The organism is Magnetococcus sp. PR-3 (assembly GCF_036689865.1).
Classification (GTDB): domain Bacteria; phylum Pseudomonadota; class Magnetococcia; order Magnetococcales; family Magnetococcaceae; genus Magnetococcus.
Window position 1 is genome coordinate 214,127 of the sequence record NZ_JBAHUQ010000002.1, and the last position, 12,392, is coordinate 226,518.

Annotated in this window: 10 protein-coding genes; 9 read left to right on the top strand and 1 reads right to left on the bottom strand. The window is 48.0% G+C overall.

The genetic code is table 11. The features are described 5' to 3' along the window. Nucleotides 1-17: 17 nt before the first annotated feature. Nucleotides 18-377 carry a hypothetical protein gene (locus V5T57_RS02495; RefSeq protein WP_332889579.1) on the bottom strand — a complete coding sequence of 120 codons (360 nt, stop codon included), beginning with the start codon at nucleotides 375-377 and terminating at the stop codon, nucleotides 18-20. Between the two features lie 1,148 nt (nucleotides 378-1,525). Between V5T57_RS02495 and V5T57_RS02500 the strand changes: the two genes are divergently transcribed. The 9 genes from V5T57_RS02500 (at nucleotide 1,526) to V5T57_RS02540 (ending at nucleotide 12,368) form a co-directional block, all read left to right on the top strand. After that, nucleotides 1,526-4,855 carry a hybrid sensor histidine kinase/response regulator gene (locus V5T57_RS02500; RefSeq protein WP_332889580.1) on the top strand — a complete coding sequence of 1,110 codons (3,330 nt, stop codon included), beginning with the start codon at nucleotides 1,526-1,528 and terminating at the stop codon, nucleotides 4,853-4,855. Nucleotides 4,856-4,945: 90 nt separating this feature from the next. Continuing rightward, entirely contained in the window at nucleotides 4,946-5,467 is a 522-nt protein-coding gene (locus V5T57_RS02505; RefSeq protein WP_332889581.1) for a chemotaxis protein CheW, read from the top strand. 512 nt (nucleotides 5,468-5,979) lie between these two features. Further along, the gene (locus V5T57_RS02510; RefSeq protein WP_332889582.1) at nucleotides 5,980-6,975 is read left to right on the top strand and encodes a methyl-accepting chemotaxis protein; all 996 of its coding nucleotides are present in this window, start codon (nucleotides 5,980-5,982) and stop codon (nucleotides 6,973-6,975) included. Nucleotides 6,976-7,060: 85 nt separating this feature from the next. Then, entirely contained in the window at nucleotides 7,061-7,378 is a 318-nt protein-coding gene (locus V5T57_RS02515; RefSeq protein WP_332889583.1) for an STAS domain-containing protein, read from the top strand. A 16-nt stretch (nucleotides 7,379-7,394) separates the two neighbouring features. Further along, on the top strand, nucleotides 7,395-9,089 hold the full coding sequence (locus V5T57_RS02520; RefSeq protein ID WP_332889584.1) for an ATP-binding SpoIIE family protein phosphatase: 1,695 nt from the start codon (nucleotides 7,395-7,397) through the stop codon (nucleotides 9,087-9,089). An 18-nt stretch (nucleotides 9,090-9,107) separates the two neighbouring features. After that, nucleotides 9,108-10,463, top strand: a complete 1,356-nt coding sequence (gene cheB, locus V5T57_RS02525; protein ID WP_332889585.1) for a chemotaxis-specific protein-glutamate methyltransferase CheB — start codon at nucleotides 9,108-9,110, stop codon at nucleotides 10,461-10,463. 60 nt (nucleotides 10,464-10,523) lie between these two features. Next, nucleotides 10,524-11,432, top strand: a complete 909-nt coding sequence (locus V5T57_RS02530; RefSeq protein WP_332889586.1) for a CheR family methyltransferase — start codon at nucleotides 10,524-10,526, stop codon at nucleotides 11,430-11,432. 9 nt (nucleotides 11,433-11,441) lie between these two features. After that, nucleotides 11,442-11,819, top strand: a complete 378-nt coding sequence (locus V5T57_RS02535) for a response regulator (RefSeq protein WP_332889587.1) — start codon at nucleotides 11,442-11,444, stop codon at nucleotides 11,817-11,819. Between the two features lie 90 nt (nucleotides 11,820-11,909). Further along, nucleotides 11,910-12,368, top strand: a complete 459-nt coding sequence (locus V5T57_RS02540; RefSeq protein WP_332889588.1) for a chemotaxis protein CheX — start codon at nucleotides 11,910-11,912, stop codon at nucleotides 12,366-12,368. Nucleotides 12,369-12,392 lie beyond the last annotated feature (24 nt).

A 12,392-nucleotide genomic window follows, 5' to 3' on the forward strand; every position in this document is an offset into this window, starting at 1 on the left:
ACAAAACCCGGCGGGAATTAAGCCGCTTGTGCAGCAGCATCCACCAGGGCCTCACGATTTTCACGACGAGATTCAGGCAACAGACAGACTTCCAGACGCTCTTCTAGCCGACGTAAAGCCCATTTAGGATCAATATTAACCAGAGAACAGATCCAGTTAAATGAACCTGGTTCCATAGATGTAGAGTGGAACCACTTCTTTAAGGTACGGTAGTCATAACGAAACACAGGATCATCTACAACAGCGGGATCTTTACGGTAACGCTCCAGTGCGACCAGATCACGAACAGCACGATCCATAACTGCCATCCAAAGATGGGTATCGTTGTTGTCACCTGAGGGCTCGCTGATAATCTCCGAAATCATCGATTTACGCATGGTGATTACTCCCTTGTGCAATAGTGCGACGCAGCCGTTCAAATAGACGGCTTTTATGTTCCGATCCCTGTTTTATCCGGTGACGCCGGACCCGCTATTTTATTTTTTAGGTGCGGAGGGCTCGGTTTTATAGATGTGTTACAAGCGCTGTTATCCTAACGGGAAATTTTTAAAATTGGTACAAAAATCTACGCGCACCCTTGCAAAACACACAAAAAGAAATTTTACCCATATTTTACATGCAGATATATATCAACATAAAAAATATATTAAAGATTTTCTAACCTGTATTACCATATGGCAATATCTTATATATTCTGTTATTTCAGTTACATGCAGAGACTCTCCAAAAAAGATTAAGTCCGCTTAAAAAATTCTTCTCACCATAGGATATATTTTGATATATTTATTATATTCACTTTTTTATTCAATCGGTTGCATAACATACAAGTATTCCAAAAAACACGGTTCTTTATCACTCAACACCCTTTTTTTTAACCCTCTCTATCCCTCTGATTTAAAGGTTTTTTCAGATTTACCTTCAAGATTTGTTCATAGACAAGGCATGGTGTGAGATCGGGTTTTTTCACAAACATCTATGAAGTTTTTGTTGCAATAGCCGATCATAAATCAGGGGGTATGCTTGCAAGTATGCGGTTCACAGATTGATCATCTTTCTGTTTGAGTGGAAGATTCACCACACGGAACCTGCTTGAATTTTTACCCATACTGTTCATGGTTAAATTGTCATACATGTATAGAGATCATCCCCCTTATAATGTATCTAGCGGTACAATAAGGGGCACTTGTCACTATTATGTGTTATTTTTTTGTTTTTCTTTAAATGTCCCACAACAGCCTATAATGTGACCTAAGCTAATACGGCATTGATTTTTTGTTTTCTTCTTTCTTTTCTGTTTGTTAGAATAACCATATAGAGGGCTAGAACGCCCTAAAACGTTTGCTTTTCAAGGGGTGTAAAAGCATATGTATTTATGATAAATCTGCAATAAAGTTAAAAGAAGACCTCTTGAGTGTCTGTTTAGGATTGACGAGGAAAAATAAATCCTCAACAATCAACACGATTCCCTACGTGTCAATAAGGCGCTTTTTACAAACGCTTACCTTCAGCGAGTAGAGTTCAGCTCATGAACATGGAAACCGATGAAAATGATGAACTATTGGGCATGTTTGTCCAAGAGGCCGTGGAACACATCGAGACCATCGAGCCCGACCTTTTAACGCTGGAGGAACAGGGCGCGGATACCGATGACGAAGTCATCAACCGCCTGTTCCGTAGCGTGCACTCTATTAAAGGCTCGGCTGGTTTCTTTGGTTTAACGGCTATTTCCAAGCTTTCTCACATCATGGAGAACTTGCTTGGTAAAGTGCGTGAACACGCCATTGAAGCTTCCCCTGAGGTCTCGGACAGTCTGCTTTCAGGTTTGGATAAACTTCAAACCATGATTGACGATGTGGCCAACAGTGAATCTGTGGATGCCACCGAACAGATCAAGATCATCCAGTCTATTTTGGATCTGCACGAAAATGGTGGTGCCGCACCGGCCGCCGCCGCAGAACCTGAGCCCGCCCCTGAGCCTGAAGCTCCTGCAGCAGCGGAACCAGCCCCTGAGCCTGAAGCTTCTGCAGCAGCACCGGCAGCGCCAGTCTCTTTTGACTTCGCCAACTACAATGAAGACGTCAAACATGCGGTGCAGCATGGGCAGAAGTTCTTTTCTGTTGTGTTGGGTACCGAAGGCTCTGCAGACGATAAAAAAAGCTCGTTTGAAAAACTGCAATCGCTACTTGCATCTGTTGGCAAGGTCGTGGATACCTCACCTAAGGTAGCCGGCGGTGATTTTTCAGCAGTCGGCGACCATCTTGATATCTTTCTTGCCACAGTACTTGAAAAGGATCTTTTACAATCCTTAATTCAGGTGCCCATGGAAAATATCAATAACACCCCCATTCCAGACGATCTGGTTAAAGCTTGTAAAGAGGCATCAGCAGCAGAGGGCGGCTCAGAACCAGAGGCAGCACCAGCTCCAGCTCCTGAGCCCACACCAGAACCTGCGGTAGCCGAACCAGCGCCCGCTGCAGATCCCATGATGGATCCGATGATGGATCCCATGGCCATGGGTATGGGTGATGTTGCACCCCAACGCACCAAACCCGCTTTGCGTAAGCCTAAACAGGGCAATGCCAAAGGCAAAAGCGCTGAGAACAGCAAAGCGGCCAGCAGCAGCAGCGGGGGTGTCCCCTCTGTGGAAGAGACCCTGCGTGTTAGCGTCTCGTTGCTGGATGAACTCATCAACAATGCTGGTGAATTGGTGCTGGCTCGTAATCAGCTGGTTCGTGCCAGCGCAGATGTCGCCACCAAATTCCCCAACTTTACCTCTTTGGTACAGAACCTAGACTCCATCACCAGCCGCATTCAGGAGCGGGTGATGCAGGCTCGAATGCAGCCTGTGAGTGTTGTGTTCAACAAATTCCCACGGATTATCCGAGATCTTGCGCGTAAATTGAGTAAGAAGATTGATCTTGAGATCCGCGGTGGTGATGTTGACCTGGATAAGTCGGTCATTGAGCATCTCTCCGATCCACTGACACACATGATTCGTAACGTTGCTGACCACGGGATTGAAGAACCAGATGCCCGTATCGCTGTCGGTAAACCGGAGTCTGGTCAGGTAGAACTGGCGGCCTATCATGAAAATGGTATGGTCAACATCTCCCTCTCCGATGATGGCGCCGGTATTGATGCCAACCGCATCAAAGCAAAAGCGATGGAAAAAGGCCTGATTACAGAGCGCCAGGCTGACACCATGCCAGAAGAAGAGGCCTTAGGTCTGATCTTCGCACCCGGCTTCTCCATGGCCAAAAAGGTTTCTGACGTATCAGGCCGTGGTGTGGGTATGGACGTTGTGCGTACCAATATTGAAAAGCTTGGTGGTACGGTCCACATTGAATCGAAAATTGGTAAAGGCACACGCATTATCCTGAAGCTGCCTCTGACACTGGCTATTATCCCAGCTATGATCGTGTCAGCCGGCAAACAGCGCTTCGCCATTCCTGAAATTGGTTTGGTTGAGATTGTACGTGTGGCTGAATCTGATCGTGCCAACCAGATTGAAGTGGTTGGTAATGCTCCGGTTCTACGTTTACGTAATATGCTGCTTCCGTTGGTGGATTTGGCCGATGTGCTGGGTATTCAGCGTGTCTGGCCCCCTGAGACTGACTCCCCAGATCGCCGTCAGAATCTTCATGACCGTCGTGCTAACCGTCATGAAGAAGGGGAAGAAGAGGATGACAGCCCACGCCGTGGTGACGCCAGTGATCGCCGAGCACCCGGCGGTTTGGTAGCCTATATTATGGTACTGAACGTTGGTGGTAATGAGTTCGGTATGGTGGTGGATGAAGTGCTGGATAGTGAAGAGATTGTGGTGAAGCCCCTGCCTTCATTCTTCAAAGATAACCCCTGCTTCTCTGCAACCACCATTCTTGGTGACGGTACCGTTTCTCTGATTATCGACTATGCCGGTGTCATGGAACAGGCCAACATCAACTTCAGCAATGTTGAACGTGCAAGCCGCATGGATCTGGATGATGAGCGTCGCGCAGCCTTGCGTGAAAAGCAGAATATCATTCTTCTAGAGACTGAAACCGGCCTGTTAATGGGTATTGTGCATAGCATGGTACGCCGTGTTGAGAAGATCCCGCCAGATCTGCTGGATAATATCGGTGGCCTACCCTACGTACGCTATGACGGTAAAACCTTCCGTGCCGTCTACCCTGACCAAGTATTGGGTCTTGAGGGTATGAGCATGTCCATGGGTTACTCGTCTGAGCCAATGGAAGGTGAAGAGGAAGATGACAACCTCTGCATGGTTGTTCCTAACATTCCTGACATGCAGGCGGGTCTGATTTTCAAACGCATTATCGACACCCGTGAGACCGCCATTGATCTGGATTGCCGTGCCATTCGCGCCGAAGGTCTGTTTGGTTCTGCACAAATTGATGACCGTGTGGTGTTGTTCCCAGATGTTAACTTGGTCTTTGATATCGCCGGTATCTCTTCACCACACCCACCACCGCAGGTCAATGGTACAGGGCTGCGCGCTTTGGTTGTGGATGACACACCATTCTTACGTGCACTGACGGCCAGCTACCTTACTGGTGTAGGTTTTGATGTGGTGCAAGCTGAAGAGGGTTCAACAGCGCTTAAATCACTTAAAGAAGAGGTGTATGATCTGCTGGTGACGGATCTTAACATGCCATTGATGGATGGATTTGAACTGGCTGCTGAGGTTCCAGGTACACCAATGGCTGAAATTCCTATTATTGCGACAACCTCTTCGATCTCTTCAGATCTGGAGCAACGTTGTAGTCGTGCTGGGTTTGTCAGCTGTGTACCAACCATTGATAAAAACCGACTGCTGACCGTCGTAGCCTCTTTGCAGACTGAAGAGTTCTATTAAACAGAAGATTAACCCCTTGTCCAATCGGGCAAGGGGTTATTGTTATCCAGTTTGATGGGGTTTGCCCCTTGCTCATGGGAATGATAAGCCATGCTGGTTAGTACCTTTACTTTGGGTGAACTCTATCTAGGCATTGATATTATCCTGGTTCGGGAAATCAACCGCTCTATGGAGTGTACACCAGTTCCTGGTGCACCTGAGTACATTCGCGGCATGCTCAATATTCGTGGTCGTGTTATTACACTGTTTGATCTTAAAAGCCGTTTAAGCTGGTCCGAAGATCAGCGTACAGCCCCACCGCCTGTCTTAGTAGACAGCAGCAACACCCAACGGGCTAAACAGTATAATGTCATCATGAAAACCCGTAATGAAGTGGCACAAATTGATCGGGATGTTGCGGATGCACGCTGTCCTTGGCTCGACCCAGTTGGCTTGGTCGTTGATCAGTTAGGGGATGTGCGGGATATTGTGGATGATACCATTCAGCCTTCACCGGCCAACCTGCGAGGCATCTCTGCAGATTTTGTGCATGGTGTGGTTGAGTTCGAGCGTAAGCTACTGGTTATTTTGGATGTAGCACAGGTTTTGGGTATTGAGCAAAACGCCGCTTAATAGCAACAGAACCAAACATAGAATTTCTGTACGTAATCTACCTAGCAATAGGTTAAAGAATATGGCGCGCATGGTGCCATGGCAACGCGGTGTCGGGTGAGCGGATTCTCTGATCCCCGTAAAACCACGAGTGCTGGCCAATGTGCGTTTTTTTATGCCTTGTAAGAACCATGAAAAAGGCTCATTCGGTGGATTCATCCTACCGATAGAATGTATAGAGCTTTCCTGTTTCAAGATACAGAGACCTTCATAGGACGGTCTTAACTTAGGGCTGGGTAGAGTCTCTCATCAGATTTGCAGGTTTATGAGCAGAAACTGAGCAGGGGTTTTATCATAAAGCCGTTTTTTATCTATACCTGATGCTGCGGTTAATGCCATGATGGCAGGTGTTCTTGGTACTTTGTTTTTTGCTTGTGCAAAAAGATCCTTAAAGATTCATCCCTCCTTCTTTACTGAATGAGCATGATCTTTAACAAGTGACCAACGTTTGGTACGCAGTAGGATGATATGGTATGCCCGAGCAGCAACTCTATAGCGAAATAAGACAGGTCCTCTCGCAAGAGATGGATGTGATGCGTGAGGAAGTTCACCGTGTCCGTGATCTGGTGCAAGACGCTATTATTAAACTGACCGATAGCTTTAACGCTTTGCGTGATCAAACAGAGGAGCAGACTCAATTGCTGCACTGTTTGATTCACTCAATGGAAGATGACGGTTCAGAGCCTAAAACGGAAGAGCAGCAAAAGAGCATTAATGTGCATGAGTTTGTTGGTGAAACCGACCAAATTCTGCACTCCTTTGTCGATCACATCCTTCTGGTCAGTCGCCAGAGTATGGAGATGGTCCATCGGGTTGATGATCTGGCCAAGCAGATGGATGCCATTGGTAAACTACTGGGGGATATTAATGGTATCTCTGAACAGACCAACGTATTGGCCCTTAATGCCCGCATCGTAGCAGCCCGTGCTGGTGAAGCAGGTCGTGCCTTTGCGGTGGTTGCGGATCAGGTACGTAAGCTGTCGCGGGATTCCGCTCAGTTTAGTGGACAGATTGATACCGTTGTAACCACGTCTCAGCGTAACATTGGTAGTGCTAAAAATATCATTGAGGTCATGGCCTCCAAGGATATGAGCTTTGCCATTGAATCCAAGAGCCGTGTGGATGAAATGATGAAGGAGATCAGCGAGCTTGATAAGCTGACCTCTAATACTTTGGCCTCTGTTACGCGTCTATCGGAACAGATCGCTCAAAGTGTGGGATTAGCGGTTATGTCTTTGCAATTTGAAGATATGGTGACGCAAATTTCACAAAGTCTTGAAAAAAAACTGGATATGATGGAAACTTTCATGGCTGAGACCTTAGAGGTTTCTATTAGCAGTGCAGACCAGCAAACAAGACGTATGCAAATTCAACAGGTCTTGGACCGTCATCGTTCTCTTTATGACGAGATGGGGCATAACCCTGTTGAGCAAGAATCTATGGATGAAGGTGATATTGAGCTCTTTTAAAACAGCTTGATAAGAGCGTGCTTTGGTTCGTTGTTTTAAACGTTAGGTAGTAATCGGTCATTCTTGATCACTATGGGGACACAATATGTCGGGTACCATTAACGTCAGTCGTGGTAACGGTGAGCATGTTATCGCCATCAAGGGGCGGTTTAACTTTGAGATGCACTCTCAGTTCCGTACCGCTTATCAGGGTGAAATCGAGAATTGTAAAGAGGGCAAAGTTCGCTTTGTTATCGATCTAGCTGGTACAGAATATATCGACTCCTCCGCATTGGGCATGCTGCTTTTGCTGCGTGAAGAGGCAGGTTCTAATGATGCGAATATCGATATTGTAAATGCCCGCCCGGAGATTCGTAAAATTTTGGAGACTGCCAACTTCCAGCGCCTATTTAAAATTGGCTGATCGGTAGTCTTGACGTATGAAGATTCTTATTGTTGACGATGATCGCATCAACAGTACGATTCTCACCCGTCTTTTAGAAAAGGACGGGCATGGGGTATTGACCGCCCCAAATGGTCAACGCGGTGTGGAGCTGTTTACCGAAGAGCTTCCTGACTTGGTGTTGATGGATATCCGCATGCCATTGATGAATGGTTATGAGGCGGCACGACGCATCAAAACACTGAGCCCAGATCGTTTTGTACCCATTATCTTCCTCACTGCCGTGACAGATGATGAGGGCTTGGCCAAATGTATTGATGCGGGGGGTGATGATTTCCTAACCAAGCCTTTCAACCGCACCATTTTGCAGGCCAAAATTGGTGCGATGGAACGAATTGGGCAGTTGCATGGCGTGTTAAGAGAGCAAAAAGAGCTTTTGGAACGCCACCAGCAGACCATTCGCCAAGAGCTTGAAGTCGGTAAACACCTCTTTAGTAAGATTGTGCAGGCTGGAAATTTGTTGGATGCCCCCTGTCTTCAGCACTGGACAGCGCCAATGTCACTGTTTAACGGTGACTTGCTCATGGCGAGTTATAATCCAGCGGGTGGTTTGCACATTATGCTGGGTGATTTCACCGGGCATGGCTTATCGGCAGCGGTGGGTGCGTTACCGATCTCAGAAATTTTTTACGGTTTGACTGCACAAGGTTTTTCCATCAGTGATCTGGTGGAGGAGATGAACGACAAGCTCACGGATGTGCTGCCTGCTCGTATGTTTTGTGCAGCATGTTTGATTGAGGTTGATCCCAGACAAAAGAGCCTTTTGATCTGGAATGGTGGTCTACCGGATATCCTCATTGCAGATGGTTCTGGGGAGATTGTACGGCGTGTACCCTCCTCCCATTTACCGTTAGGCGTTACCCGCTTTAGTGCAGAGGATCGCTCGGTTGAAATGGTAGAGATTCTGCCGGACTATAAAGTGTATCTTTACTCTGACGGGTTGACTGAGGCGATCAATCCACAAGGTCAGATGTATGGAACAGATTTGCTGGAATCTCTGTTTAAACCATCGATTGCCGGTGATGAACGGTTTCAAACCATTTTGGAAGATGTGAAGCGCTTTCGGGCAGCTGCACCCCAAAATGATGATATCAGTTTGCTTGAGATTGATTGCAATCGCGCTGCACTACCAGCGACGAATGAACAGCTCTACCAGCAGCATAAGCAGCATGTACCAGGTACGTGGGAACTGAGTTTTCATTTTGATATGGATATGCTCAGTCAGCAGGACCCACTGCCCACAATGGTCAATGCGGTTATGAATGTGCAGGCACCAGCTGGTCATCGTGAGCGGTTGTATATCATTTTGTCTGAACTGTTTACCAATGCGCTGGACCATGGCATTTTGGGACTTCAGACTAAAACAAAAGATACACCTGAAGGCTTTACCGACTACTACTTGCAGCGAGAAGAACGTCTGGCGCAACAAGAGTGTGGTTATATTCGGGTTGAGGTGCAGCATAAACCCCATGGTGAGGGAGGCGGAGCTTTCCACATACGGGTAGAAGATAGTGGTAAGGGATTTGAGTTGGATAAGGTAAACTCCTTTATTCAATCCAACTACGGACACGGCAGTCGGGGAATTGCCCTTGTACGTTCCCTATGCAAATCGTTGGAATATTCTGGCCGCGGCAATATCGCTGAGGCTGTGTATACATGGAACAATACTTAGAATAACGGATAGGCATCCATGGCGGATAAGTTGAAGGCAATGGTGGTTGATGACACCATTACCTACCGCATGATCATGAAGAAGGTGGCCGAATCCATCCCGGGTGTCGAGGTGGTGGCTTCTGCCCCCAATGGTAAGGTTGCACTGGAAAAAATTCCGGGTGTAAAGCCTGAGGTTGTCCTGTGTGATGTTGAAATGCCGGTCATGGACGGTTTAACAACACTCAAAGAGATTAGTAAAAGCTTTCCTGATGTGACGGTGGTTATGGTCAGCGGCTTATCCCGTTCCAACGCCAACATCATCATGGAGTGTTTAAATGCAGGCGCCTTGGACTTTGTGACCAAACCCCTGGAAAGCAATGCCAATGCCGCAATGCAGGCACTACGCCTGGATCTTGAGCCGATATTGTCGGTCATTGTATCGAAGCGTAAACCGGCAGTTGGCGCAGCGGCGGCGGCGGCACCGAGCGAAGAATCCTCGACGCCACCTGCTCGGGCAGGTAGAGTAAACCGTCCAGGACCAGCAGGTCGTCCCGGTTCCGTAGCAGGTGGTCGTCCACCGGCAACGGGACAACAGCCCGCTCGCGCGCCTTTTGGCGGTGCAACGCGTGAAGCTGCGACTGCAGCTCGCCCTGGTATGGCACCAAGACCTGGCGCACCTGGGCAACGCCCTGGTCTACCGCCGGTTGCACGTCCTGGACAGCCTCAGCGTCCCGGCATGCCTGCGGTTGCGCGTGGTGGCGCACGTCCAGCTGCTGTACCAGCTGCGCGTCCCGGTGCAGGCCCTAAAGTAAAGCGCCCTGATCTACTATTGATTGGGTCCTCTACGGGTGGCCCTGCAGCATTAACCAAAGTTTTGACAGGCCTGGGTGGGAAAAAACTTCCTATTCCGACCTTAATTGTACAACATATGCCGCCTGTCTTTACGGCATCTTTGGCCGCGCAGTTAACACGCTCCTCCAAATTGGAGGTTGTGGAAGCGGATGCTGGAATGTCCGTCACCCCAGGTGGCGTTATTCTGGCCCAAGGTGGAAAGCATATGACCCTGAAGGTTCAGGGTAAGCAGTTTAGTGTGGATCTTAATGAAGGTCCAAAGGTCAATGAATGTCGCCCAGCGGTAGATGTGTTGTTTATGTCTATTGCCGCGGCTTTCTCTGGCCACACACTGTCGGTTATCTTGACCGGTATGGGTCGAGATGGCACCAATGGTGTGGATGCTTTAAAGCGCAGTTCTAAGACCTATTGCATTACCCAGGATCGGGACTCATGCGTGGTCTATGGTATGCCTCGCTCAGTTGAAGAAAAAGGCCTTTCGGATGAGGCACTTCCTTTAGAGCAAATTGGTAGGCGTATTCAGGAAATATGTGGTGTATGATTTCGTGTTTGTGTAGGATCTAGTAACACTTGGATCCGTTATTGAATCGACGGTCGGCTTATGGCTATCACTCCCGAAGAGTTCACTAAGATCTGCCAGTTTATTCACGAGCACAGTGGGATTCTCATTGGTGCTGGTAAAGAATATCTGGTAGAAAACCGCCTCACTGTTTTGATGGTTCAAAACGGGTGTGAGAACTTTATGCAACTTCATGAGAAGTTGCTAAAGGACACGGGCATGTTGCGAACCAAGGTCATTGATGCAATGACCACGAACGAGACCCTATGGTTTCGCGACACCTCGTTTTTCACTGCCCTATCGGACTTTGTTGTTCCGGAACTGATCAAAAAGGCAAAGACTCAACCCAAAGTGCGGATCTGGTCGGCGGCAGCGTCTACTGGCCAGGAAGCCTATTCAGTGACGATGCTCATTGATCAGGGGTTGAAGAAGATGGGGGCAGGTGCACCACCGCTGGATAAATTCCAGGTGGTAGGTACCGATATCTCGCCCTCTTCTATCTTTATTGCCAAGGCGGGACGTTACAGTCAGTTGGCTATCTCAAGAGGCATGAAACCCAACTTCCTCGATGCCTATTTCGAGAAGAAGGGTATGGCTTATGAGATCAAGCCAGATCTGCGTAAACTCATTGAGTTTAAGCAGTTCAATCTGAAGGACAACTACTCAAGTCTTGGGACTTTTGATTTTGTGCTTTGCCGCAATGTTCTCATCTATTTTTCTGACGAGCTGAAGCGGGATATCTACGGTAAGATACATGGTGCCATGTCTCCTACTGCTTATTTGGCCATTGGCGCCTCGGAATCACCGAGGGGTTATACCAATGCCTTTGAGCAAGTAATGGTAGGCGGAGCAGCCCTGTTCAAACCATCTGCCGGGGGGTCGGCTCGCTCGATGCCCGCAGGACGTGCTGCGGCTGCACGTCCTATGGCTTCACGTCTTCAGCAACGTTAGGGGTCACCGATGAAACTCCTCTCGATCGATGATTCCAGAACCATCCGACGCGTCATTAGTGGTGTTGGCGCTATGTTGGGGTTTGAGGTTCTGGAAGCAGAAAATGGTATGGTTGGGCTTCAGGTACTTGAAGAGTCCAGCCATGAGGTTGGTTTGATTTTGCTGGATTGGAACATGCCAGGACTTAACGGTCTTGAAGTTCTAAAAAAAGTAAAAGCAGATGAACGCTTCATGCATATTCCCGTCATGATGGTCACGACAGAGGGTGAGAAGGATAATATTATCCGTGCCATCCAAGCTGGTGCGTGTCACTACATGACCAAGCCTTTCTCTCAAGAAGAGATGGCCGGACGAATCATGGAAGCCATAGGCATGGGCGGCATGTAACTTGGCACGTCGTGTGCTTAGTATAAAATGGCCTGACATCATTGTCGTAACATTGACACAGGTCTGATTAAAATCCGGAAGGATGTAATCATGGATAAAGAGATCCTCATCAGCGCCCTACAAGCAACGGTTACCGAAGTTATGGGAACCATGGCCTGGGCAGAAGTGGGTTTTGCCGGCCAGGAACATTCAAACTCCCTTACCCTTAATCAGGAAGTGGGAGGGCTAATCCGTCTTCGTGGTGAGAGTGAAGAGGGTCTGGTTGGAATTGCATGTAATAAACGCATCGCGTCAGAACTGGTATCACGGATTGTCGGTCTACCCGCCGAAGAACTGTTACCAGAAGATCTGATCGACGGTGTGGCTGAGCTGGCCAATATGATCTGTGGTGGTATGAAAACCAAAGCAGAGATGAAGCAGCTCGAACTTTCGCCCCCTGTGGCCATTGTTGGCAGTGACTATACTGCAGAGTGGAAAACCATTGGTGGTGCGGAAGTATTGACGTTTTTGTTAGAAGGGGAAAACTTTCAAGTTCATCTTTCCCTTTAAAAAGTGACCAAATGGCATTTTGCG